31 protein-coding genes are annotated in these 21,192 nt (G+C 65.8%); 30 read left to right on the top strand and 1 reads right to left on the bottom strand.

The features are described 5' to 3' along the window. The first annotated feature begins 72 nt into the window (after window positions 1-72). From fusA to LAJ50_RS15075, 30 genes are all read left to right on the top strand, one after another. Complete coding sequence (fusA, locus tag LAJ50_RS15220; protein ID WP_130549972.1) at window positions 73-2,160, top strand: elongation factor G; 2,088 nt, start codon at window positions 73-75, stop codon at window positions 2,158-2,160. A gap of 53 nt (window positions 2,161-2,213) precedes the next feature. Further along, entirely contained in the window at window positions 2,214-3,404 is a 1,191-nt protein-coding gene (gene tuf, locus LAJ50_RS15215; RefSeq protein WP_130515940.1) for an elongation factor Tu, read from the top strand. 501 nt (window positions 3,405-3,905) lie between these two features. Then, window positions 3,906-4,217, top strand: a complete 312-nt coding sequence (gene rpsJ / locus LAJ50_RS15210) for a 30S ribosomal protein S10 (RefSeq protein ID WP_014161383.1) — start codon at window positions 3,906-3,908, stop codon at window positions 4,215-4,217. Window positions 4,218-4,228: 11 nt separating this feature from the next. Next, complete coding sequence (rplC, locus tag LAJ50_RS15205) at window positions 4,229-4,882, top strand: 50S ribosomal protein L3 (protein WP_130523413.1); 654 nt, start codon at window positions 4,229-4,231, stop codon at window positions 4,880-4,882. 11 nt (window positions 4,883-4,893) lie between these two features. After that, on the top strand, window positions 4,894-5,499 hold the full coding sequence (rplD, locus tag LAJ50_RS15200) for a 50S ribosomal protein L4 (RefSeq protein WP_130523414.1): 606 nt from the start codon (window positions 4,894-4,896) through the stop codon (window positions 5,497-5,499). Beyond that, a complete protein-coding gene (rplW, locus tag LAJ50_RS15195) occupies window positions 5,496-5,795 on the top strand; it encodes a 50S ribosomal protein L23 (RefSeq protein ID WP_130515969.1) in 300 nt (99 codons plus the stop codon). The genes rplD and rplW overlap by 4 nt, the downstream gene beginning before the upstream one ends. Before the next feature lie 11 nt (window positions 5,796-5,806). After that, window positions 5,807-6,634, top strand: coding sequence for a 50S ribosomal protein L2 (rplB, locus tag LAJ50_RS15190; protein ID WP_130549971.1), 828 nt, complete (start codon window positions 5,807-5,809; stop codon window positions 6,632-6,634). A 6-nt stretch (window positions 6,635-6,640) separates the two neighbouring features. Further along, on the top strand, window positions 6,641-6,916 hold the full coding sequence (gene rpsS, locus LAJ50_RS15185) for a 30S ribosomal protein S19 (RefSeq protein WP_130515973.1): 276 nt from the start codon (window positions 6,641-6,643) through the stop codon (window positions 6,914-6,916). A gap of 12 nt (window positions 6,917-6,928) precedes the next feature. Then, window positions 6,929-7,270 carry a 50S ribosomal protein L22 gene (rplV, locus tag LAJ50_RS15180; protein ID WP_130515975.1) on the top strand — a complete coding sequence of 114 codons (342 nt, stop codon included), beginning with the start codon at window positions 6,929-6,931 and terminating at the stop codon, window positions 7,268-7,270. A gap of 4 nt (window positions 7,271-7,274) precedes the next feature. Further along, window positions 7,275-7,994, top strand: a complete 720-nt coding sequence (gene rpsC, locus LAJ50_RS15175) for a 30S ribosomal protein S3 (RefSeq protein ID WP_130515977.1) — start codon at window positions 7,275-7,277, stop codon at window positions 7,992-7,994. Between the two features lie 5 nt (window positions 7,995-7,999). After that, a complete protein-coding gene (gene rplP, locus LAJ50_RS15170; protein ID WP_130515980.1) occupies window positions 8,000-8,413 on the top strand; it encodes a 50S ribosomal protein L16 in 414 nt (137 codons plus the stop codon). Beyond that, window positions 8,413-8,598, top strand: coding sequence for a 50S ribosomal protein L29 (gene rpmC, locus LAJ50_RS15165; RefSeq protein WP_130549969.1), 186 nt, complete (start codon window positions 8,413-8,415; stop codon window positions 8,596-8,598). Before rplP ends, rpmC begins: the two co-directional genes overlap by 1 nt. Before the next feature lie 11 nt (window positions 8,599-8,609). After that, window positions 8,610-8,876: a 30S ribosomal protein S17 gene (gene rpsQ, locus LAJ50_RS15160; RefSeq protein WP_130515982.1), complete on the top strand. Its 267-nt coding sequence runs from the start codon at window positions 8,610-8,612 to the stop codon at window positions 8,874-8,876. 15 nt (window positions 8,877-8,891) lie between these two features. Then, a complete protein-coding gene (gene rplN, locus LAJ50_RS15155; protein ID WP_014161372.1) occupies window positions 8,892-9,260 on the top strand; it encodes a 50S ribosomal protein L14 in 369 nt (122 codons plus the stop codon). Between the two features lie 15 nt (window positions 9,261-9,275). Beyond that, a complete protein-coding gene (rplX, locus tag LAJ50_RS15150; RefSeq protein ID WP_130515984.1) occupies window positions 9,276-9,593 on the top strand; it encodes a 50S ribosomal protein L24 in 318 nt (105 codons plus the stop codon). Window positions 9,594-9,604: 11 nt separating this feature from the next. Then, window positions 9,605-10,147 (top strand): 50S ribosomal protein L5, encoded by a 543-nt coding sequence (gene rplE / locus LAJ50_RS15145; protein ID WP_130515986.1) that lies wholly within the window; start codon window positions 9,605-9,607, stop codon window positions 10,145-10,147. Between the two features lie 14 nt (window positions 10,148-10,161). Next, the gene (rpsN, locus tag LAJ50_RS15140) at window positions 10,162-10,467 is read left to right on the top strand and encodes a 30S ribosomal protein S14 (protein ID WP_130515988.1); all 306 of its coding nucleotides are present in this window, start codon (window positions 10,162-10,164) and stop codon (window positions 10,465-10,467) included. Between the two features lie 186 nt (window positions 10,468-10,653). Beyond that, window positions 10,654-11,052: a 30S ribosomal protein S8 gene (rpsH, locus tag LAJ50_RS15135; RefSeq protein ID WP_130549967.1), complete on the top strand. Its 399-nt coding sequence runs from the start codon at window positions 10,654-10,656 to the stop codon at window positions 11,050-11,052. Window positions 11,053-11,068: 16 nt separating this feature from the next. Then, window positions 11,069-11,596: a 50S ribosomal protein L6 gene (gene rplF, locus LAJ50_RS15130; RefSeq protein ID WP_130549966.1), complete on the top strand. Its 528-nt coding sequence runs from the start codon at window positions 11,069-11,071 to the stop codon at window positions 11,594-11,596. 80 nt (window positions 11,597-11,676) lie between these two features. Then, window positions 11,677-12,033 (top strand): 50S ribosomal protein L18, encoded by a 357-nt coding sequence (gene rplR, locus LAJ50_RS15125; protein WP_138652901.1) that lies wholly within the window; start codon window positions 11,677-11,679, stop codon window positions 12,031-12,033. Between the two features lie 155 nt (window positions 12,034-12,188). Then, entirely contained in the window at window positions 12,189-12,725 is a 537-nt protein-coding gene (rpsE, locus tag LAJ50_RS15120) for a 30S ribosomal protein S5 (protein ID WP_130515996.1), read from the top strand. After that, complete coding sequence (gene rpmD, locus LAJ50_RS15115) at window positions 12,718-12,909, top strand: 50S ribosomal protein L30 (protein ID WP_014161364.1); 192 nt, start codon at window positions 12,718-12,720, stop codon at window positions 12,907-12,909. Before rpsE ends, rpmD begins: the two co-directional genes overlap by 8 nt. After that, entirely contained in the window at window positions 12,909-13,352 is a 444-nt protein-coding gene (gene rplO, locus LAJ50_RS15110; RefSeq protein WP_165394587.1) for a 50S ribosomal protein L15, read from the top strand. Before rpmD ends, rplO begins: the two co-directional genes overlap by 1 nt. A gap of 7 nt (window positions 13,353-13,359) precedes the next feature. Then, window positions 13,360-14,703, top strand: a complete 1,344-nt coding sequence (gene secY / locus LAJ50_RS15105) for a preprotein translocase subunit SecY (RefSeq protein ID WP_130516000.1) — start codon at window positions 13,360-13,362, stop codon at window positions 14,701-14,703. 352 nt (window positions 14,704-15,055) lie between these two features. Further along, a complete protein-coding gene (rpsM, locus tag LAJ50_RS15100) occupies window positions 15,056-15,412 on the top strand; it encodes a 30S ribosomal protein S13 (RefSeq protein WP_130516001.1) in 357 nt (118 codons plus the stop codon). Window positions 15,413-15,424: 12 nt separating this feature from the next. Continuing rightward, on the top strand, window positions 15,425-15,820 hold the full coding sequence (gene rpsK / locus LAJ50_RS15095; RefSeq protein ID WP_130516003.1) for a 30S ribosomal protein S11: 396 nt from the start codon (window positions 15,425-15,427) through the stop codon (window positions 15,818-15,820). A gap of 15 nt (window positions 15,821-15,835) precedes the next feature. Further along, complete coding sequence (gene rpsD, locus LAJ50_RS15090; protein WP_014161359.1) at window positions 15,836-16,465, top strand: 30S ribosomal protein S4; 630 nt, start codon at window positions 15,836-15,838, stop codon at window positions 16,463-16,465. 49 nt (window positions 16,466-16,514) lie between these two features. Then, a complete protein-coding gene (rpoA, locus tag LAJ50_RS15085; protein ID WP_130516005.1) occupies window positions 16,515-17,513 on the top strand; it encodes a DNA-directed RNA polymerase subunit alpha in 999 nt (332 codons plus the stop codon). Window positions 17,514-17,784: 271 nt separating this feature from the next. Then, window positions 17,785-18,156, top strand: coding sequence for a 50S ribosomal protein L17 (gene rplQ, locus LAJ50_RS15080; protein WP_130516007.1), 372 nt, complete (start codon window positions 17,785-17,787; stop codon window positions 18,154-18,156). Window positions 18,157-18,302: 146 nt separating this feature from the next. After that, complete coding sequence (locus LAJ50_RS15075; RefSeq protein WP_130528946.1) at window positions 18,303-18,836, top strand: disulfide bond formation protein B; 534 nt, start codon at window positions 18,303-18,305, stop codon at window positions 18,834-18,836. A 67-nt stretch (window positions 18,837-18,903) separates the two neighbouring features. On the opposite strand, the gene LAJ50_RS15070 is transcribed toward LAJ50_RS15075, so the two are convergent. Further along, window positions 18,904-21,027: a TonB-dependent receptor gene (locus LAJ50_RS15070; protein WP_138652903.1), complete on the bottom strand. Its 2,124-nt coding sequence runs from the start codon at window positions 21,025-21,027 to the stop codon at window positions 18,904-18,906. Between the last annotated feature and the right edge of the window lie 165 nt (window positions 21,028-21,192).

Here is a 21,192-nt window from a genome sequence, read left to right as displayed (position 1 = left end):
TAGGACCCGTGATCATCGCTCCCGTCCGCGCCCATGGCGCGACGTTCTTTTCATCAAAAAGAGAGACTCCTCGTGGCTCGCACCACTCCCATCGAGCGTTACCGCAACTTCGGCATCATGGCCCACATCGACGCGGGCAAGACCACCACGTCGGAGCGCATCCTGTTCTACACCGGTGTCAGCCACAAGATCGGTGAGGTGCACGATGGCGCCGCCACGATGGACTGGATGGAGCAGGAGCAGGAGCGCGGCATCACCATCACGTCCGCCGCCACCACGGCGTTCTGGACGGGTATGGACAAGTCCATGCCGCAGCACCGCTTCAACATCATCGACACCCCCGGCCACGTCGACTTCACCATCGAAGTCGAGCGTTCGCTGCGCGTGCTCGACGGCGCGGTGTTCGTGCTGTGCGCCGTCGGCGGCGTGCAGCCGCAGTCCGAGACCGTGTGGCGTCAGGCCAACAAGTACGCCGTGCCGCGTCTGGCGTTCGTCAACAAGATGGACCGCACCGGCGCCAACTTCGACAAGGTCGTGGACCAGCTCAAGGCCCGCCTGGGCGCGTACGCCGTGCCGATGCAGGTGCCGATCGGCGCCGAGGACGGCTTCGAGGGCGTGATCGACCTGGTCAAGATGAAGGCGATCCACTGGGATACCGCCTCGCAGGGCACCGTGTTCGAGTACCGCGACATCCCCGCCGAGCTGAAGTCCAAGGCCGACGAGGCCCGCAGCTTCATGGTCGAGGCCGCGGCCGAGGCCAGCGAAGAGCTGATGGACAAGTACCTCAACGAGGGCGACCTGTCCGAGGCCGAGATCCTGAGCGGTCTGCGCGAGCGCACCCTGCGCGTGGAGATCGTGCCGGTCTACTGCGGCACCGCCTTCAAGAACAAGGGCGTGCAGGCCATGCTCGACGGCGTGATCCAGCTGCTGCCGTCGCCGGTGGATCGTCCGCCGGTGCAGGGCATCGACGAGAACGAGCAGGAAGACAGCCGCAAGGCGGGCGACAACGAGCCCTTCTCGGCGCTGGCGTTCAAGATCATGACCGACCCGTTCGTGGGCTCGCTGACCTTCTTCCGCGTCTACTCGGGCGTGCTCAACTCCGGCGACCAGGTCTACAACCCGGTCAAGTCGAAGAAGGAGCGCGTGGGCCGCATCCTGCAGATGCACTCCAACAACCGCGAGGAGATCAAGGAAGTGCGCGCGGGCGACATCGCCGCGGCGGTGGGTCTGAAGGACGTCACCACCGGCGACACGCTGTGCGCGCAGGACAAGATCATCACCCTGGAGCGCATGACGTTCCCGGAGCCGGTGATCTCGATGGCGGTCGAGCCGAAGACCAAGTCCGACCAGGAGAAGATGGGCCTGGCGCTGGGTCGCCTGGCGCAGGAAGATCCCTCGTTCCGCGTGCGGACCGACGAGGAATCCGGCCAGACCATCATCGCCGGCATGGGCGAGCTGCACCTGGAAATCATCGTCGACCGCATGAAGCGCGAGTTCAACGTTGAAGCCAACGTCGGCAAGCCGCAGGTGGCCTACCGCGAGACGATCCGCAAGGGCGTCAAGCAGGACGGCAAGTTCGTGCGCCAGTCGGGCGGTCGCGGCCAGTACGGCCACATCGTGATCGAGATGGAGCCGGCCGAGCGTGGCGCGGGCTTCAGCTACGAGAGCGCGATCGTCGGTGGCGTGGTGCCGAAGGAATACGTCGCCGCCGCGGGCAAGGGCATCGAAGAGGCCATGCGCAATGGTCCGCTGGCCGGCTTCCCGGTGGTGGACGTCGCGGTCAAGGCCGTCGACGGTTCGTTCCACGACGTGGACTCCAACGAAATGGCGTTCAAGGTCGCCGGCTCGATGGCGTTCAAGGAGGCCTTCTCCAAGGCTTCGCCGGTCCTGCTCGAGCCGATGATGAAGGTCGAGATCGTCACGCCCGAGGATTACCTGGGTGACGTGATGGGCGACGTGAGCCGTCGTCGCGGCATCCTGCAGGGCCAGGACGAAAGCCCGTCGGGCAAGGTCATCAACGCCATGGTGCCGCTGGGCGAGATGTTCGGCTACGCCACCACGCTGCGCTCGATGTCGCAGGGTCGCGCGACCTTCTCGATGGAGTTCGACCACTACGCCGAAGCGCCGGCCAACATCGCCGAAGCAGTCACCAAAAAGTAATCGACCGCTCCGCACCGCATTCCAACTGACACAACTTTTGAAGGATTACGACAATGGCAAAGGGTAAGTTCGAGCGCACCAAGCCGCACGTGAACGTGGGCACGATCGGTCACGTTGACCATGGCAAGACGACGCTGACGGCGGCGCTGACCAAGGTGGGCGCGGAGCGTTTCGGCGGCGAGTTCAAGGCCTACGACGCGATCGACGCGGCGCCGGAAGAGAAGGCGCGCGGCATCACGATTTCCACGGCGCACGTGGAATACGAATCGCCGAGCCGCCACTACGCGCACGTGGACTGCCCGGGCCACGCCGACTACGTGAAGAACATGATCACCGGCGCCGCCCAGATGGACGGTGCGATCCTGGTGTGCTCGGCCGCTGACGGCCCGATGCCGCAGACCCGCGAGCACATCCTGCTCTCGCGCCAGGTGGGCGTGCCGTACATCGTCGTGTTCCTGAACAAGGCCGACATGGTGGACGACGCCGAGCTGCTGGAGCTGGTGGAGATGGAAGTCCGCGAACTGCTGAGCAAGTACGAGTTCCCGGGCGACGACACCCCGATCATCCACGGTTCGGCCCGTCTGGCGCTGGAAGGCGACCAGTCGGAGATCGGCGTGCCGGCGATCCTGAAGCTGGTCGAGGCGCTGGACACCTGGATCCCGACCCCGGAGCGTGACGTCGACAAGGCGTTCCTGATGCCGGTGGAAGACGTGTTCTCGATCTCGGGCCGCGGCACCGTGGTGACCGGCCGTATCGAGCGCGGCGTGATCAAGGTGGGCGAGGAAATCGAGATCGTCGGTATCCGTCCGACCCAGAAGACGACCGTGACCGGCGTGGAAATGTTCCGCAAGCTGCTGGACCAGGGCCAGGCGGGCGACAACGCGGGCCTGCTGCTGCGCGGCACCAAGCGTGACGACGTGGAGCGCGGCCAGGTGCTGGCCAAGCCGGGTTCGATCACCCCGCACACCGAGTTCGAGGCCGAGGTGTACGTGCTGTCCAAGGACGAGGGTGGCCGTCACACGCCGTTCTTCAAGGGCTACCGTCCGCAGTTCTACTTCCGCACCACCGACATCACCGGTGCGATCGAGCTGCCGGAAGGCACCGAGATGGTGATGCCGGGCGACAACGTGAAGATGAAGGTCACGCTGATCAACCCGGTGGCGATGGACGAAGGCCTGCGCTTCGCGATCCGCGAGGGCGGCCGTACCGTCGGCGCCGGCGTGGTGGCCAAGATCATCAAGTGATGTGATGGCGCGCTCGCGCGCAAGCGCGGGCGCCTTTGCCGGAACGTCATCCCCGCGAAAGCGGGGATCCACCGCTCCGATGAAGTAGACTGCACGCCCCGGCCAGTCCGGGACCAGGTCAACACCGCAATACCCGCCGGCCCCTCCCTGGGAGGTGTGGCCGGCCTACCGCGAAAAGAGGTGCAGGAAGCGCCTCGTGTTCGCCAGATAAGGACGTTGAACGTGTGAACCGGTGGCGCGAAAAGGCGACTTTTCGCGTCGCCATGCGTCCGGGCTGTTGACGGGCGCAGTTGACGCGTTCTATACTCTTTCGTCTGGGCAGGCCGTTCATCGGTCTGCCTTGTTTTTCAGGAAGATTCCCGGGCCCTCGCGGCCCCGGCGCGTCCCCCGGCAAGGGGTGACTCAAGGCGCAGGGACTTCGAGAAAAAAGCTTGTGGACCATTACCGGGGCAAGGCATCCCAGAGGCCGCGCCCGTCGCTCTTTCAACACAGGAAACCGTCATGGCGGACCAGAAGATCCGTATCAGGCTCAAGGCCTACGATCATCGCCTGATCGATCGCTCGGCGAGCGAGATCGTCGAAACGGCCAAGCGGACCGGCGCGCAGGTGCGCGGCCCGATCCCGCTGCCGACCAAGATTGAACGCTACACCATCCTGGTGTCGCCGCACGCCGACAAGGACGCGCGCGACCAGTACGAGACCCGTACGCACAAGCGCGTGCTGGACATCGTCGATCCCAACGACAAGACCGTCGACGCGCTGATGAAGCTCGAGCTGGCGGCTGGCGTTGACGTCCAGATCAAGCTGACCTAAAGGCACCGACCATGACTGCGAAGAAATATTCGTTGGGCATCGTTGGCCGCAAGGCCGGCATGACCCGGGTGTTCACCGAAGATGGCAAGTCCATCCCGGTCACCCTGATCGAAGCCACCCCGAACCGCATCACCCAGATCAAGACCTCCGAGACTGACGGCTACAGCGCCGTGCAGGTCGCCGTGGGTTCGCGTCGCGCTGCGCTGATCACCAAGCCGGTCGCCGGTCACCTGGCCAAGGCCAAGGTCGAAGCCGGTCGCGGCCTGTGGGAGCTGCGCGTGGAAGCCGACAAGATCGGTGACTTCAGCGTCGGCGGCGAGATCAAGGCCGACATCTTTGAAGTGGGCCAGAAGGTCGACGTCCAGGGCGTGACCAAGGGCAAGGGCTTCCAGGGCACGATCAAGCGCTGGAACTTCCGCATGGGCGACGCCACCCACGGTAACTCGCTGTCGCATCGCGCGCCGGGTTCGCTGGGCCAGCGTCAGACCCCCGGCCGTGTGTTCCCGGGCAAGAAGATGTCCGGCCACATGGGCGCCGTGCAGCAGAGCACGCAGAACCTGGAAGTCGTCCGCGTGGACGCCGAGCGCGGCCTGATCGCCGTCCGCGGCGCCGTGCCGGGTGCGCCGGGTGGCGACGTGATCGTGCGTCCGGCGAGCAAGGCATAAGGAGAACCAACATGGAACTCGCCATCAACGGCAGCGCCAACAAACTGTCGGTCTCCGACGAAGTGTTCGGTCGCGAATTCAGTCAGGACCTGGTGCACCAGGTCGTCGTCGCCTACCGCAACGCCGGTCGTGCGGGCACCAAGGCCCAGAAGACCCGTGCGGAAGTCAACGGCACCACCAAGAAGTCGAAGAAGCAGAAGGGCGGCGGCGCGCGTCATGGCGCCCTGACGGCCCCGATCTTCGTCGGCGGCGGCGTGACCTTCGCGGCCAAGCCGCGTAGCTTCGACCAGAAGGTCAACCGCAAGATGTATCGCGCCGCGATGAAGGCCATCCTGAGCGAGCTGGCTCGCCAGGACCGCCTGACCGTCGTCGACGCCTTCAACGTCGATGCCTCCAGCACCAAGGGCCTGGTCTCCAAGCTCAAGGAACTGAACGTCGGCAAGCGTCCGCTGATCGTCACCGAGGATGCTTCGGAGCACCTGTATCTGTCCGCTCGCAACCTTCCCTACGTGGAAGTGCGCGACGTGCAGGCGCTGGATCCGGCGTCGCTGGTCGGTGCCGACACTGTCGTGATCACCGCCGATGCGGTGAAGAAGATCGAGGAGTGGCTGGCATGATCAGCAACGAGAAAATCTTCAGCGTGCTGCGCGCCCCGCGCGTGTCCGAAAAGACTGCACGTCTGCAGGAAGTAAGCAACCAGTACGTCTTCGAAGTCTCGAACGACGCCACCAAGGCCGATGTCAAGGCCGCGGTCGAGCAGCTGTTCGACGTCAAGGTCGAGGCCGTCAACGTGGTCAACGTCAAGGGCAAGAACAAGTCCTTCCGTAACCGCGGTGGCCGTCGCGGCGACTGGCGCAAGGCGTATGTGCGTCTGGCCGACGGCCAGGCCATCGACGTGTCGGCCACGGCCTGAGGTAGACCCACATGCCATTGATGAAATTCAAACCCACTTCCGCCGGCCGCCGTTCGGCCGTGCGCGTGGTGACGCCCGACCTGCACAAGGGTGCTCCGCACGCTCCGCTCCTGGAGAAGCAGAGCAAGTCCGGCGGTCGCAACCACCACGGTCGCATCACCACCCGTCATATCGGTGGTGGCCACAAGCAGCATTACCGCATCATCGACTTCAAGCGCGACAAGGTCGGCATTCCCGCCCGCGTCGAGCGCATCGAGTACGACCCGAATCGCACCGCGCACATCGCGCTGCTGTGCTACGTCGACGGTGAGCGCCGCTACATCATCGCGCCCAAGGGCCTGAAGGCCGGCGACCAGGTGATCGCGGGCCGCGACGCCCCGATCCGCACCGGCAACACCCTGCCGCTTCTGAACATCCCGGTCGGCACCACGGTGCACTGCATCGAGCTGAAGGTCGGCAAGGGCGCCCAGATCGCCCGCGCCGCCGGCGCCTCGGTCCAGCTGGTCGCGCGTGAGCAGGGCTTCGCCACGCTGCGCCTGCGTTCGGGCGAGATGCGCAAGGTTCCGGCCGAGTGCTGCGCCACGATCGGCGAAGTCGGCAACGACGAGCACAGCCTCGAGAAGCTGGGCAAGGCCGGTGCCAAGCGTTGGCGCGGCGTGCGTCCAACCGTTCGCGGTGCGGCCATGAACCCGGTCGACCATCCGCACGGCGGTGGTGAGGCCAAGGCCGGCCAGGGCAACCCGCACCCGGTCACCCCGTGGGGCGTGCCGACCAAGGGTTACAAGACGCGCCATAACAAGCGCACGCAGCAATTCATCGTCCGCGATCGTAGGGGCTAATCGACCATGGCACGTTCACTCAAGAAAGGCCCGTTCGTCGATCACCACCTGGTCAAGAAGGTGGAGGCTGCGGCCGGTAGCAAGCGCCCGATCAAGACCTGGTCGCGTCGCTCCATGATTCTGCCGGAGATGGTGGGTTTCACCATCGCCGTGCACAACGGCAAGAACCACGTTCCGGTGCTGGTCAACGAGAACATGGTCGGCCACAAGCTCGGCGAGTTTGCCGTCACCCGGACCTTCAAGGGTCACGGTGGCGACAAGAAAGCCGGCGGCAAGAAGTAAGGAGAGATGACAATGGAAGCGAAAGCCATCCTGCGCACCGCGCGCATCTCCCCGCAGAAGGCCCGCCTGGTCGCCGACCAGGTGCGTGGCCTGTCGGCCGAGCGCGCCGTCAATCTGCTGAAGTTCTCGGACAAGAAGGCCGCCCACCTGATCAAGAAGGTGGTGGAGTCGGCGATCGCCAACGCCGAGAACAACCAGGGCGCCGACGTCGACGAGCTGAAGGTCCAGACCATCATGGTCGACGAGGGCCCGACGCTGAAGCGTTTCATGGCCCGCGCCAAGGGCCGCGGCACGCGCATCCTCAAGCGCACCAGCCATATCACTGTGGTGGTTGGCGAAGGCAAGGGCAAATAAGACTATGGGCCATAAAGTACATCCGACCGGTATTCGCCTGGGCATCGCCAAGGACTGGAATTCCAAGTGGTACGCCAACAAGCGCGAGTACGCCAGCTACCTGGCCGCTGACCTCAAGGTCCGCGAGATGCTCCGCAAGAAGCTGGCCCAGGCCGGGATCAGCAAGATCCTGATCGAGCGTCCGGCCAAGACCGCCCGCGTGACGATCCACACCGCCCGCCCGGGCGTGGTGATCGGCAAGCGCGGTGAGGACATCGAGAAGCTGCGCAAGGAAGTGAGCGATCTGATGGGCGTCCCGGCGCACATCAACGTCACCGAGGTGCGTAAGCCCGAGCTGGACGCCCAGCTGGTCGCCGAGTCCATCGCCCAGCAGCTGGAGCGCCGCATCATGTTCCGCCGTGCGATGAAGCGCGCGGTCGGCAACGCGATCCGCCTGGGTGCCCTGGGCATCAAGGTGAACGTCGCCGGCCGTCTGAACGGCGCCGAGATCGCCCGTTCCGAGTGGTACCGCGAAGGCCGTGTGCCGCTGCACACCCTGCGCGCCGACATCGACTACGGCTTTGCCGAGGCGAAGACCACCTACGGCATCATCGGCATCAAGGTGTGGGTCTACAAGGGCGAAGTGTTCGACTTCAGCCAGGTGGGTCAGGAGAAGCAGGACGACGCGCGCCCCGAGCGCAGCGAACGTCCGTCGCGCCCGTCCCGCGATCGTGACGCGAGGTAACGGCAATGTTGCAACCCAAGCGAACCAAATACCGCAAGATGCACAAGGGCCGTAACGAAGGCCTGAGCTGGAGCGGAAACCTCGTCTCGTTCGGCGAGTACGGCCTGAAGGCCACCGCGCACGGTCAGCTGACCGCGCGCCAGATCGAGGCCGCGCGCCGTTCCATCAGCCGCTACGTCAAGCGCGGCGGCAAGATGTGGATCCGCGTGTTCCCCGACAAGCCCATCACCAAGAAGCCGATCGAGGTCCGCATGGGCTCCGGTAAGGGCAACGTGGAGTACTGGGTGGCCCAGATCCAGCCGGGCCGCATGATCTATGAAATCGAGGGCGTGGACGAGGCAACGGCACGCGAGGCGTTCCGCCTGGCCGCCGCCAAGCTCTCGGTCACCACCACTTTCGTGACCCGGACGGTGCGCTAATGGCTATCAAGGAACTCCGTGAGAAGTCTGCCGACGAGCTGAACGCCCACCTGGGCGAGCTGCGCAAGGAGCAGTTCTCCCTGCGCATGCAGAAGGCGACCGGCCAGCTGCCGAAGACCCACGACACCCGCCGGGTCCGCCGCGAGATCGCTCGCGTCAAGACCCTGCTCGGCAGCAAGAAGTAAGGACCGCCGACATGAGTGATAACGAACAGAAAACGCAGCGCACGATCGAAGGTCGTGTCGTCAGCAACAAGATGGACAAGACGGTCACCATCCTGGTCGAGCGTCAGGTCAAGCACGCCCTGTACGGCAAGTACATCAAGCGCTCGACCAAGCTGCACGCCCACGACGCCGACAACGCCTGCAACGAAGGCGACCTGGTCCGCGTGGTGGAGATCGCGCCGCTGTCCAAGACCAAGAACTGGCGCGTGGTCGAGATCGTCGCCCGCGCGGCCGAATAAGAGGAGTCCTGAATCATGATCCAGATGCAGAGCTATCTCGATGCGGCCGACAACTCCGGTGCCAAGGAGCTGATGTGCATCAAGGTGCTGGGCGGCTCCAAGCGCCGTTACGCCGGCATCGGCGACATCATCAAGGTGACCGTCAAGGACGCGATCCCGCGTGGCAAGGTCAAGAAGGGCGAGGTCTATGACGCCGTGGTCGTGCGTACCCGCAAGGGTGTGCGTCGCGCCGACGGTTCGCTGATCCGCTTCGACGGCAACGCCGCCGTCCTGCTGAACAACAAGCAGGAGCCGATCGGCACCCGTATCTTCGGACCGGTGACCCGCGAACTGCGCTCCGAGAAGTTCATGAAGATCGTCTCGCTCGCACCCGAAGTGCTGTGAGCGGAGGAAATCACAATGGCTAACCGTATCAAGAAGGGCGACCAGGTGGTCGTCATCACCGGCAAGGACAAGGGCAAGCAGGGCGACGTGCTGCGTGTGGATGGCGACCGTGTGGTCGTGTCCAACGTGAACATCGTCAAGCGCCACACCAAGCCGAACCCGCAGGCGGGTGTCGCCGGCGGCGTCGTCGAGCGCGAAGCCTCGATCCATATCTCCAACGTCGCCTTGTTCAATGCCGCTTCCGGCAAGGGCGAGCGCGTTGGCTTCAAGGTGCTGGAGGATGGACGCAAACTGCGTGTGTTCCGCTCCAGCGGTGAGGCGCTCGACGCCTGAGGAATGAGGTCATGACCACTCGTCTCGAAAAAATCTACAAGGAAGAGGTCGTCCCGGCCTTGACCAAGAAGTTCGGCTACTCCAACCCCATGGAGGTCCCCAGGCTCACCAAGATCACCATCAACATGGGTGTGGGTGAGGCTGCGACCAACAAGAAGATCCTGGAGAACGCCGTCGCCGACCTGGCCAAGATCTCCGGCCAGAAGCCGGTCACGACGAAGTCGCGCGTCTCGGTCGCGTCCTTCAAGATCCGTGACGGTTGGCCGATCGGCTGCAAGGTGACCCTGCGTCGCGCCCACATGTACGAGTTCCTGGACCGCCTGATCAGCATCTCGCTGCCGCGCGTGCGCGACTTCCGTGGCGTGTCCGGCCGTTCGTTCGACGGCCGCGGCAACTACAACATGGGCGTGAAGGAACAGATCATCTTCCCGGAAATCGACTTCGACCAGGTCGACGCGGTCCGCGGCATGGATATCGCCATCACGACCACCGCCAAGACCGACGCCGAAGCCAAGGCGCTGCTCGAGGCGTTCAAGTTCCCGTTCCGCAACTAAGTCGAGGACAAGACATGGCAAAGACCTCCATGGTCAACCGCGACCTGAAGCGGGCGAAGCTGGCCAAGAAGTACGCGGCCAAGCGCGAAGCACTGAAGAAGATCATCTCCAGCCAGGACGCGTCCTACGACGAGAAGATCGAGGCCTCGACCAAGCTGCAGAAGCTGCCGCGCGACTCCTCGCCCAGCCGCTTCCGCACCCGTTGCGAGCTGTCCGGCCGCCCGCGCGCCGTGTACAGCAAGTTCGGCCTGGCCCGCAACAAGCTGCGCGAAGCCACCATGCGTGGCGACGTGCCCGGCCTGCGCAAGGCCAGCTGGTAACACGGCCGGGGAGTGGTGTAGAATCCGCTCCCCGGATTTTCACCACTAGAGCCTGGCGGCCCGACGGGCGCCGGGCTTTGGTGCGGAATGATCTTCCGCGCAAGGGCTCAGGCCATCAGGCCCGCGCCACCCACAACACGAGATTTTCGCGAAAGCGGATATCGGTGCTACTCATAGGAATCGCACATGAGCATGACTGATCCCATCGCCGACATGCTGGTCCGCATCAAGAATGCGGCTGCCGTCGGCAAGCAGACGGTGAAGATGCCGTCGTCCAACATCAAGGTCGCCATCGCCGGCGTCCTGAAGTCCGAGGGCTACATCGCCGATTCTCGCGTCACCAAGACCGAGAACAACAAGGCCGAGCTCGAGATCGTCCTGAAGTACTTCGAAGGCAAGCCGGTCATCGACACGCTCAAGCGTGTGTCGCGCTCGGGCCTGCGCCAGTACCGCGGCAAGGACGAACTGCCCAAGGTCCTCAACGGCCTGGGCGTTGCCATCATCTCCACGTCGAAGGGCATCATGACCGACGCGCAGGCCCGTGCGGCCGGCGTGGGTGGTGAAGTCCTGTGCTTCGTGGCCTAAGGGAAGGAGTTCTCACATGTCCCGCGTCGCCAAGAAGCCGATCGCCCTGCCCAAGGGCACCGAACTGAACAACGCCAACGGCACCGTGACCGTCAAGGGCCCCAAGGGCACCCTGACGATCGCCCAGCCGGAAGGCGTGAACATCGCCGTCGAGAACGGCACCGTGAACCTGTCGCCGTCCACGCTGGACCACGACGCCATCACCGGCACCATCCGCGCGATCCTGGCCAACATGGTCAAGGGCGTGTCCGATGGTTTCGAGCGCAAGCTCGAGCTGGTTGGCGTGGGTTACCGCGCCGCGATGTCCGGCAAGGACCTGAACCTGTCGCTGGGTTTCTCCCACCCGATCGTGTTCAAGGCGCCGGAAGGCATCACGCTGGCCGCCCCGACCCAGACCGAGATCCTGGTGCAGGGCGCCGACAAGCAGCGCGTCGGTGAAGTCGCCGCCAAGATCCGCGGATTCCGTCCGCCGGAGCCCTACAAGGGCAAGGGCGTGAAGTACTCCGACGAAACCATCATCCGCAAGGAAGCCAAGAAGGCTTAACGGCAGTCGGGAGGCGAGGGCATCTCGCTGCTGCCTCCCCGCTGGCTCAACGCCGATCCGCTTCCACGAGGTCACTGAACATGAGCATCAAGAACACCGCCCGCCTGCGCCGCGCCAAGTCGACCCGCGCTCACATCCGCAGCCTGGGTGTGCCGCGCCTGAGCGTCCTGCGCACCGGCCAGCACCTGTACGCGCAGATCTTCACTGCCGACGGCTCCAAGGTGCTGGCTTCGGCCAACACCCTGCAGGCCGACGTCAAGGAAGGCCTGAAGAACGGCAAGAACAGCGACGCCGCCGCCAAGGTCGGCAAGCTGATCGCCGAGCGCGCCAAGGCCGCTGGCGTCGAGAAGGTCGCCTTCGACCGCTCGGGCTACCGCTACCACGGCCGCGTCAAGGCGCTGGCCGATGCCGCGCGCGAAGGCGGCCTGCAGTTCTAAGCTTGAACCGCGTGGGGTCCATCCCCACGCAACCTCTGCCGGCGCGGATTGCGCCGGGCGCCGCGGCTCTTCTGCAGCCGCGCCACGCTCCACTGCGGTAGACCACAACCATAAGCGGCCAAGCCGTACAGACCCTCTCAACAGGAATCAACAACATGGCAGAAGAACAACGCTCGCGCGGGCGCGATCGCAACCGCGAAGAGAAAGTCGACGATGGCATGATCGAGAAGCTGATCGCGGTCAACCGCGTCAGCAAGACGGTCAAGGGTGGTCGCCAGTTCACCTTCACCGCGCTGACGGTGGTGGGCGACGGCAACGGCCGCATCGGTTTCGGCTACGGCAAGGCCCGCGAAGTCCCGGTGGCGATCCAGAAGTCGATGGAGTACGCGCGCAAGGGCATGCTCAACGTCGACCTGAACAACGGCACCCTGTGGCACCCGGTCAAGGCCGGCCACGGCGCGGCCCGGGTGTTCATGCAGCCGGCCTCGGAAGGTACCGGTGTCATCGCCGGTGGCGCCATGCGCGCCGTGCTGGAAGCGGTGGGCGTGAAGAACGTGCTGGCCAAGGCCGTTGGTTCGCGTAACCCGATCAACCTGGTGCGCGCCACGCTGCGCGGCCTGGAAGACATGCAGTCGCCGGCCCGCATCGCGGCCAAGCGCGGCAAGTCGGTGGAGGAACTCACCCATGGCTAATGAGTCCAACAAGACCGTCAAGGTGCGCCTGGTGCGCGGCCTGCGTGGTTCCCAGTCGCGTCACCGCCTGTCGGTGAAGGCGCTGGGCCTGAACAAGCTCAACGATGTGCGTGAACTCAAGGACAGCCCGCAGGTGCGCGGCCTGATCGCCAAGGTTCACTACCTCGTCCGCGTCGAGGAGTAATCAACATGCGTCTCAACACTCTGTCGCCTGCAGAAGGCGCCCGCACCGAGCGCAAGCGCGTCGGTCGCGGCATCGGTTCGGGCCTGGGCAAGACCGCCGGCCGCGGCCACAAGGGTTCGTTCGCCCGCGCTGGTAAGGGCAAGATCAAGGCGAAGTTCGAAGGCGGCCAGATGCCGCTGATCAAGCGTCTGCCGAAGGTCGGTTTCCGCTCCAAGCTGAAGAAGGACACCGCCGAGGTGCTGTCCTATCAGCTGGACCGTCTGGAAGCCGGCGAGATCGATTTCGCGGCCCTGCGCGCTGCCAAGCTGGTGCCCAGCACCGCCAAGCGCGCCAAGATCGTGAAGAAGGGCGAGTTGACCAAGGCGTTCACGCTCAAGGGCGTGCAGGCCACGGCGGGCGCGAAGGCGGCCATCGAAGCTGCCGGCGGCAGCATCCAGGAGTAAGCACGGCATGGCGCAGCAGGGCATCGCGGGTGGTCTGGGCAAATTCACCGAGCTGCGGCAGCGTCTGCTGTTCGTGCTGGGTGCCCTGGTCGTCTACCGGATCGGTTGCTTCGTTCCGGTTCCGGGCGTCAACCCGGATGCGATGCTCGCGCTGATGCAGGCGCAGGGCGGCGGCATCGTGGACATGTTCAACATGTTCTCGGGCGGCGCCCTGCACCGTTTCAGCATCTTCGCGCTGAACGTGATGCCGTATATCTCGGCGTCCATCGTCATCCAGCTGGGTGCCCACATCTTCCCGGCGCTCAAGGCGCTGCAGAAGGAGGGCGAGTCCGGCCGTCGCAAGATCACCCAGTACTCGCGCATCGGCGCGGTGCTGCTGGCGGTGGTGCAGGGCGGCAGCATCGCGCTGGCGCTGCAGCATCAAACCGCGCCGGGCGGCGCGCCGGTGGTGTACGCCCCGGGCCTGGGCTTCGTGGTCACCGCGATCGTGGCGCTCACCGCGGGCACCATCTTCCTGATGTGGGTCGGCGAGCAGGTCACCGAGCGCGGCATCGGCAACGGTGTGTCGCTGATCATCTTCTCGGGCATCGTCGCCGGCCTGCCGGCCGCGGTGATCCACACCTTCGGCGCCGTCAACGACGGCACGATGAGCCCCATCGCGCTGATCATCGTGGCGGTGGTGGTGTTCGCGTTCACCTGGTTCGTGGTGTTCGTCGAGCGCGGGCAACGCCGGATCACGGTCAACTACGCGCGCCGCCAGGGCGGTCGCAACGCGTACATGAACCAGACCTCGTTCCTGCCGCTCAAGCTCAACATGGCCGGCGTGATCCCGCCGATCTTCGCCTCGTCCATCCTGGCCTTCCCGGCCACGCTGGCGATGTGGTCTGGCCAGTCGCCGATGGCGGTGACCCTGCAGCGCATCTCCCAGGCGCTGTCGCCGGGCGAGCCGCTGCACATGATCGTGTTCGCGGCGATGATCATCGGCTTCGCGTTCTTCTACACCGCGCTGGTCTTCAACTCGCAGGAAACCGCCGAGAACCTGAAGAAGTCCGGCGCGCTGATCCCGGGCATCCGTCCCGGCAAGGCCACCGCCGACTACGTCGACGGCGTGCTGACCCGCCTGACGGCCGCCGGTTCGCTGTATCTGGTGGCGGTGTGTCTGCTGCCGGAAGTGATGCGTACGCAGCTGGGCACCTCGTTCTACTTCGGCGGCACCTCGCTGCTGATCGTGGTGGTGGTCGTGATGGACTTCATCGCGCAGATCCAGGCGCACCTGATGTCCCACCAGTACGAAAGCCTGTTGAAGAAGGCCAACCTGAAGGGCGGCAACCGCGGCCTGTCGCGCGGCTGACCTCGGCGGGTCGTAATCTCGGCGGTCCCATCCGCCACCAAGCCCGGCCAGCGGCCGGACTTTCAAAATGGGCGGCTCGTGCGGCGGTCTCGCGCGCGAGTGTGAAGCGGCTCGTCCCTGCGCCAGAGTAGCGCGGGCACCGGCGGATCCTCGGGTCCGTCCGGTAAGCGGCTTCCGGCGCCGGAGCATGGGCACACTCCCCATGCCGGGTCCGTGGAACCTCCCCAGGTTCCATGGACTTCCAAGCAACCCGAGACCTTGGTACAATTTCCAGTTCCCTACGCCATATGCCGTCAATCCGTGTTCACGGAGGGCGTGCAGCCGGCCATCAAACAGTTTGGAGAATCGCGTCATGGCGCGTATTGCAGGTGTCAACCTGCCTGCCCAGAAGCACGTCTGGGTGGGGCTGCAGAGCATTTACGGCATTGGCCGTACCCGGTCCAAGAAGGTCTGCGAAGCCGCAGGCGTGACGGTGACCACCAAGATCCGCGACCTGTCCGAGCCGGAAGTCGAGCGCCTGCGCGCCGAGGTCGGCAAGTACATCGTCGAGGGCGACCTGCGTCGCGAAGTCGGCATGGCGATCAAGCGCCTGATGGACCTGGGCTGCTACCGCGGCCTGCGCCATCGTCGCGGCCTGCCGCTGCGTGGTCAGCGCACCCGTACCAACGCCCGTACCCGCAAGGGTCCGCGTAAAGCCATCAAGAAGTAAGGGGCGCACATCATGGCAAAGCCGTCCGCCGCCAAGGCACCGAAGAAGAAGATCAAGCGCGTCGTCACCGACGGCGTCGCCCACGTCCATGCTTCGTTCAACAACACCATCGTCACCATCACCGACCGCCAGGGCAATGCGCTCTCGTGGGCCACGTCGGGCGGTGCGGGCTTCCGCGGTTCGCGCAAGTCCACCCCGTTCGCTGCGCAGGTCGCCGCCGAGAAGGCCGGCCGCGCCGCGCTGGACTACGGCCTGAAGTCGCTGGAAGTCCGCATCAAGGGTCCGGGTCCGGGCCGTGAGTCGGCCGTGCGTTCGCTCAACAACGTCGGCTACAAGATCACCAACATCATCGACGTGACGCCTATCCCGCACAACGGGTGCCGTCCGCCGAAGAAGCGTCGCGTCTAAAGGGAGCGATTAGAAATGGCTCGTTATATCGGTCCTACCTGCAAACTCGCCCGTCGCGAAGGTGCAGACCTGTCCCTCAAGAGCCCGGCGCGCGCGCTGGACTCCAAGTGCAAGCTGGAGCAGAAGCCCGGCCAGCACGGTGCCACCGCCCGCAAGGGCAAGCTGTCCGACTACGCCACCCAGCTGCGCGAGAAGCAGAAGGTCAAGCGTATCTACGGTCTGCTGGAGCGCCAGTTCCGCAACTACTACAAGAAGGCCTCGACCAAGAAGGGCAACACCGGCGAGAACCTGCTGCAGCTGCTGGAAACCCGCCTGGACAACGTGATCTACCGCATGGGTTTCGCGGTCACCCGTCCGGCCGCCCGCCAGCTGGTCTCGCACCGCGGCGTGCTGGTCAACGGCAAGTCGGTCAACCTGCCTTCCTACCAGGTCAAGGCCGGCGACGCGATCGAGCTGTCGGAGAAGGCCCAGAAGCAGCTGCGCGTGCAGGAATCCCTGACCGTGGCCGAGCAGCTGGACCTGAGCCCGTCCTGGGTCGAGGTGGATTCGAAGAAGTTCGCCGGCGTGTTCAAGGCCGTGCCGGTCCGTTCGGACCTGCCCGCCGACATCAACGAAGCGCTGATCGTCGAGCTGTACTCGAAGTAATCACACACGCACCCCCGCCCTGGCGGGGGTTTGCAGGAGACAAAGCAACATGACGGGTATCACTCAGCAAGTGCTGCGCCCCCGCGGCCCGCAGATCGAGCGCCTGACCGACAACCGCGCCAAGGTGGTCATCGAACCGCTGGAGCGTGGCTACGGCCATACGCTGGGCAATGCGCTGCGCCGCGTGCTGCTGTCGTCCATCCCCGGCTTCGCGATCACCGAGGTCGAGATCGACGGCGTGCTGCACGAGTACAGCACCATCGAGGGTCTGCAGGAAGACGTGCTGGAAGTCCTGCTGAACCTCAAGGATGTGGCCATCCGCATCCACACCGGCGACAACGCCACCCTGAGCCTGACCAAGCAGGGCCCGGGCGTGGTCACCGCCGGCGACATCAAGACCGACCACAACGTCGAGATCCTCAATCCCGACCACGTGATCGCGCACCTGACCAAGGACATCGCGGTCAACCTGCGCCTGAAGATCGAGCGCGGCTTCGGCTATCAGCCGGCCGCCGCCCGCCGTCGTCCGGACGAAGAGAACCGCGCCATCGGCCGCCTGGTGCTGGACGCCTCGTTCTCGCCGGTCCGTCGCGTCGCCTACGCCGTCGAGTCCGCTCGCGTCGAACAGCGCACCGATCTGGACAAGCTGGTCCTGGACATCGAGACCAACGGCACGATCGACGCCGAGGAAGCCGTGCGCACCGCCGCCGACATCCTGAGCGACCAGCTGTCGGTGTTCGGCGACTTCACGCACCGCGACCGCGGCGCGCCGAAGCAGCAGACCGGCGGCGTGGATCCGGTGCTGCTGCGCCCGATCGACGACCTGGAGCTGACCGTGCGTTCGGCCAACTGCCTCAAGGCCGAGAGCATCTACTACATCGGCGATCTGATCCAGAAGACCGAAGTGGAGCTGCTCAAGACCCCGAACCTCGGCAAGAAGTCGCTGACCGAGATCAAGGAAGTCCTGGCCCAGCGCGGCCTGTCGCTCGGCATGAAGCTGGAGAACTGGCCGCCGGCCGGTGTCTCGCAGCACGGGATGATGGGGTAAGCCCAAGCCGCTTGCGCGGCACTGCCGCGCGCTTGGGCGAACGCCCGGCGCGCTGCGCCGGGCCGGGGCGGGCGATCCGTCCCGGCTCGATGCTTCACCAGAGTAAGTCCAGCGATACCGCTTTACCCGCAACACCTCGACGACGGGCCGCAAAGGCCCGCGCGATGTCCGGACAGGATGACCGGATCAGGACCAACCGCAGTCCAGGCAACAACGCCACGAAGGCGACAGCGAACCTCAACAGCCGCACCATTCATCAGGAATCCACCTCATGCGTCACCAGAAAGCCGGCCGCAAGTTCAGCCGCACCAGCTCGCATCGCGCCGCGATGTTCTCCAACATGGCCGCCTCGCTGATCAAGCACGGCCTGATCAAGACCACCCTGCCCAAGGCCAAGGAACTGCGTCGCGTCGCCGAGCCGCTGATCACCCTAGCCAAGGTCGATGGCGTGGCCAACCGCCGCCTGGCCTTCGCGCGTCTGCGCGACAAGGAAGCGGTCGGCACCCTGTTCACCACCCTGGGCCCGCGCTACCAGTCGCGTCCGGGCGGCTACCTGCGCATCCTCAAGTGCGGCTTCCGCGCTGGCGACAACGCGCCGATGGCTTACGTGGAACTGGTCGATCGTCCGGAAGCGGCCGAGTAATCGACCCAGTCCCGCACGCGTCACCCGCAGACCCCGGCTCCTGGCCGGGGTTTTGCGTTTTGGGCGCGGGTCGTGCGGAGGGGGCGGATTTGGCCCCGGGCGCGCGGGGTGGCGATAATGCGGGCACTTCCCTGTTGCCGCTGCCCATGAATCCTTTCCGTTGGTCCTTCCGCGCGCAGTTCCTGGCCGGTTTCCTCGTATGCGTCGGATTGCTGGGCGCCGCGCTGTACACCCAGTACTACCAGCACCAGATCCCGTGTCCGCTGTGCAGCTTCCAGCGAGGCGCGTTCGCGCTGTTGGGCCTGGTGTTCCTGATCGGCGGCCTGCACGGGCCGCGCAGCCGCGGCGGGCGCATCGTCTACGGCCTGCTGGGGCTGGTGCCGGCGCTGATCGGCATCGGCATCGCCGGTCGCCACGTGTGGCTGCAGCATCTGCCGGCCGACAAGGTGCCGGCGTGCGGCCCCGACCTGGCCTACATGATGGAGGCCTTCCCGCTGGGCGACGTGCTGCGCCAGGTACTGACCGGGTCGGGCGAGTGCGCCGAGGTCACCTGGCGTCTGCTGGGCCTGTCGATGCCCGAGTGGAGCCTGCTGTGGTTCGTGGTGCTGACGCTGTGGCTGCTGATGGCCGCCTTCCGCCGGCGCAAGCGCACGCTGCTGCGCGAGCTGCGCCCGTCCTGAGCGCACCTGGCTTCGGACCGGTCGCGCGCGTCGACCGGTCCGCAGCCTGGACGCGGCGCAGGTCGCCTCAGAAGTCCTGCTGCACGCTGAGGAACACGCCGCGCCGCGGCGCCCATTGCGGCGCGAACACGCCGATGCCGCCGCCGTCGCGCAGCTGGTAGCTGCGATCCAGCGCGTTCACTGCGGCGACCTGCACATGCAGCGGATGCGCGGTGTCGGCCTCGAAGTCGTGCCCCGCGCTCAGGTTGAGCTGGAAGTAGGACGGCAGCGCCGCGCCATTCGGCACCGTCGGCGTATCGGTGCGCAGGCCGCTGCCGTAGAGGTAGTTGGCGCCCACCCGGTTGTGGCCGGCGAAGCTGTAGTTGATGCCGCCCGACGAGGTGAGCTTCTGGTCGTGGTCCAGGTGGATCCAGTTCTCCGCCACATAGGCCAGGGCGTCGGGGTCGAAGTTGTAGGCGCCGGTCATGACCTGCTTGCCCATCGCCCGGCTGTAGGCCGCGTTGAAGTAGGCGCTCACCGGGCCGTTGTCGTAGTCGGCCGAGAACTCCAGGCCGTGGACGTGGCCGTAGCGGTAGTTGAAGGTCGAATAGATGTAGGCGGCGCCGAACTGGCCCTCGTCCTGCAGGCGGTCGGCCAGGCGGTCGTAGGCGTCCAGGCCCAGGGTCAGGTGGTCGCCGACCTGCTGGGAGATGCCCAGGTCGTAGTAATCGCTGCGTTCGCTGAGCGGCACCTGCGCGCCGGCGGCGACCTGCTGGTTGGTGGTGCCATCGAACAGGGCGATATCGCCGGCGGAGATCAGTTCGCTGGCCGGCGGGGTGAAGTAGCGGGCGTAGCCGGCGTGCAGGGTGGTGCTGTCGGTGGCCTGCCAGATCGCGCCGATGCGCGGGCTGAGCTGGCTCTCGCTGCGTCCGAAGGCCTTGTAACGGTCGGCGCGCAGGCCGTAGTTCACGGTCCAGTCCTCGCCGAGCTTCCATTCGTCCTGCAGGTAGAGCGCGGTGGTGCTGGCGTGGAAGCGGCTGCTGTCGCCGATCAGTTCGGGGATGTTGCTGGTCTGGTGGCCGTCGGCGTCGGCCGGGAACACCCAGCTGTTGTTGCTGGCGGTGGCGTGTTCGAAGTCGCCGTACAGGCCGTAGCGCAAGGTATGCGACGCGCCCAGCGGGGTGGAGACATCGGCCTGCAGCACGTTGGCGCGGTTGCCGCGATCGACCTGCGAGGCGACGCCGTCGAAGATCAGGTCGCCGGTGACGTCCGGATCGAAGGCCACGCTGCTGTAACGCTGGCCCAGCGAGACCTGGTAGGCGCTGTCGCCGACCAGGCCCTGCAGCGCGACGGTGGCGAAGCGGGTGTTCTCGCGCTGGCGCTCGTCCAGCGCGCTGGAATCGAAGTCGGTTTGGCCCTGGTTGTCGAAGGCCGGGGTCTGGCCCGGGTTGTTGGGCACCTGGAAGCGGTTGTTGGCATAGCCGGCCATCACGCTCAGGCGCGTGTCCTCGTTGACCAGATAGGTCAGGTCGGCGAAGGCCTTGCCCTGGTGGGTCTTGTCGTGGTCGGGCGTGCGGCTGTTGGTGGGGTTCTCCAGGCCGATCTTGTTCTGGTCGTAGTCGCCGGTCACGAACCAGCTCCAGCGGCCCTGGCTGCCCCACCAGGCCAGCGAGGGATTGAAGGTGCCGAACGAGCCTGCGGTCACCCCGACGCTGCCGCCGTTGCCGAGCGCCTGGCCGCTCTTGGTGGTGATGTCGACCACCGCCGCGGTCCGGTCGCCGAACTGCGCCGGCAGCGCGCCGTCGAGCAGGCGGATGCTGGACACGGTGCGCGGGTCCAGGCTCTGGCCGAAGCCGGAGATCGACTCGGGCAGGATCACGCCGTTGATGCGGTACTGCAGATTGGCGTGGTCGCCGCGCACGTGGACGCCGCCGTAGGAGTCCTGGACGACCCCCGGCGCCTGCAGCAGCACTTGGTTTATCGGGGTCGAGGCCCCAAGCGGCAGCCGGTCGATGTCGGCGGCGCTGATGGTGAACTGGCTGCTGCCGATGTCCGGGGAGAGCGCGTTGCGCGCCGCATCCAGCTTGGCGTGGACCTTGACCACGTCCAGGTCCACGGTGGCATCGGTGGGGGCGTCATCGGCCAGGGCGAGCAGGGGCGTGGTCGCCAGGGCCAGGGCGATGGCGGAGGCGAGCAGGTTCGGGGTCTTCATGGCGGGGCGTGGGGCCGTTGGGGAAATGTTATGAAGTAACGGTCCTCCTGTCGGGCTTGTCGCGCCTAGGCCGAAAGTCATGGGGTCCGTTGCCGCGTTTCCCGGGGTTTAGAGACCTCAGAAAACTGTCGGAATCGTCAGGAAGTGCGCCCCTGGCCCCCGCTC

It is taken from the genome of Pseudoxanthomonas sp. X-1 (assembly GCF_020042665.1).
Lineage (GTDB): Bacteria > Pseudomonadota > Gammaproteobacteria > Xanthomonadales > Xanthomonadaceae > Pseudoxanthomonas_A > Pseudoxanthomonas_A spadix_A.
Note: the sequence above shows the minus strand (reverse complement) of the source record. Positions and strands in the feature narration are given on the sequence as shown.

What these genes read in the sequence shown, in the direction of transcription:
- tuf (WP_130515940.1), top strand. Translation starts at nt 2,214, where the DNA reads ATGGCAAAGGGTAAGTTCGAGCGCACCAAGCCGCACGTGAACGTGGGC.
- rpsJ (WP_014161383.1), top strand. Translation starts at nt 3,906, where the DNA reads ATGGCGGACCAGAAGATCCGTATCAGGCTCAAGGCCTACGATCATCGC.
- rplC (WP_130523413.1), top strand. Translation starts at nt 4,229, where the DNA reads ATGACTGCGAAGAAATATTCGTTGGGCATCGTTGGCCGCAAGGCCGGC.
- rplD (WP_130523414.1), top strand. Translation starts at nt 4,894, where the DNA reads ATGGAACTCGCCATCAACGGCAGCGCCAACAAACTGTCGGTCTCCGAC.
- rplW (WP_130515969.1), top strand. Translation starts at nt 5,496, where the DNA reads ATGATCAGCAACGAGAAAATCTTCAGCGTGCTGCGCGCCCCGCGCGTG.
- rplB (WP_130549971.1), top strand. Translation starts at nt 5,807, where the DNA reads ATGCCATTGATGAAATTCAAACCCACTTCCGCCGGCCGCCGTTCGGCC.
- rpsS (WP_130515973.1), top strand. Translation starts at nt 6,641, where the DNA reads ATGGCACGTTCACTCAAGAAAGGCCCGTTCGTCGATCACCACCTGGTC.
- rplV (WP_130515975.1), top strand. Translation starts at nt 6,929, where the DNA reads ATGGAAGCGAAAGCCATCCTGCGCACCGCGCGCATCTCCCCGCAGAAG.
- rpsC (WP_130515977.1), top strand. Translation starts at nt 7,275, where the DNA reads ATGGGCCATAAAGTACATCCGACCGGTATTCGCCTGGGCATCGCCAAG.
- rplP (WP_130515980.1), top strand. Translation starts at nt 8,000, where the DNA reads ATGTTGCAACCCAAGCGAACCAAATACCGCAAGATGCACAAGGGCCGT.
- rpmC (WP_130549969.1), top strand. Translation starts at nt 8,413, where the DNA reads ATGGCTATCAAGGAACTCCGTGAGAAGTCTGCCGACGAGCTGAACGCC.
- rpsQ (WP_130515982.1), top strand. Translation starts at nt 8,610, where the DNA reads ATGAGTGATAACGAACAGAAAACGCAGCGCACGATCGAAGGTCGTGTC.
- rplN (WP_014161372.1), top strand. Translation starts at nt 8,892, where the DNA reads ATGATCCAGATGCAGAGCTATCTCGATGCGGCCGACAACTCCGGTGCC.
- rplX (WP_130515984.1), top strand. Translation starts at nt 9,276, where the DNA reads ATGGCTAACCGTATCAAGAAGGGCGACCAGGTGGTCGTCATCACCGGC.
- rplE (WP_130515986.1), top strand. Translation starts at nt 9,605, where the DNA reads ATGACCACTCGTCTCGAAAAAATCTACAAGGAAGAGGTCGTCCCGGCC.
- rpsN (WP_130515988.1), top strand. Translation starts at nt 10,162, where the DNA reads ATGGCAAAGACCTCCATGGTCAACCGCGACCTGAAGCGGGCGAAGCTG.
- rpsH (WP_130549967.1), top strand. Translation starts at nt 10,654, where the DNA reads ATGAGCATGACTGATCCCATCGCCGACATGCTGGTCCGCATCAAGAAT.
- rplF (WP_130549966.1), top strand. Translation starts at nt 11,069, where the DNA reads ATGTCCCGCGTCGCCAAGAAGCCGATCGCCCTGCCCAAGGGCACCGAA.
- rplR (WP_138652901.1), top strand. Translation starts at nt 11,677, where the DNA reads ATGAGCATCAAGAACACCGCCCGCCTGCGCCGCGCCAAGTCGACCCGC.
- rpsE (WP_130515996.1), top strand. Translation starts at nt 12,189, where the DNA reads ATGGCAGAAGAACAACGCTCGCGCGGGCGCGATCGCAACCGCGAAGAG.
- rpmD (WP_014161364.1), top strand. Translation starts at nt 12,718, where the DNA reads ATGGCTAATGAGTCCAACAAGACCGTCAAGGTGCGCCTGGTGCGCGGC.
- secY (WP_130516000.1), top strand. Translation starts at nt 13,360, where the DNA reads ATGGCGCAGCAGGGCATCGCGGGTGGTCTGGGCAAATTCACCGAGCTG.
- rpsM (WP_130516001.1), top strand. Translation starts at nt 15,056, where the DNA reads ATGGCGCGTATTGCAGGTGTCAACCTGCCTGCCCAGAAGCACGTCTGG.
- rpsK (WP_130516003.1), top strand. Translation starts at nt 15,425, where the DNA reads ATGGCAAAGCCGTCCGCCGCCAAGGCACCGAAGAAGAAGATCAAGCGC.
- rpsD (WP_014161359.1), top strand. Translation starts at nt 15,836, where the DNA reads ATGGCTCGTTATATCGGTCCTACCTGCAAACTCGCCCGTCGCGAAGGT.
- rpoA (WP_130516005.1), top strand. Translation starts at nt 16,515, where the DNA reads ATGACGGGTATCACTCAGCAAGTGCTGCGCCCCCGCGGCCCGCAGATC.
- rplQ (WP_130516007.1), top strand. Translation starts at nt 17,785, where the DNA reads ATGCGTCACCAGAAAGCCGGCCGCAAGTTCAGCCGCACCAGCTCGCAT.
- LAJ50_RS15075 (WP_130528946.1), top strand. Translation starts at nt 18,303, where the DNA reads ATGAATCCTTTCCGTTGGTCCTTCCGCGCGCAGTTCCTGGCCGGTTTC.
- LAJ50_RS15070 (WP_138652903.1), bottom strand. Translation starts at nt 21,027, where the DNA reads ATGAAGACCCCGAACCTGCTCGCCTCCGCCATCGCCCTGGCCCTGGCG.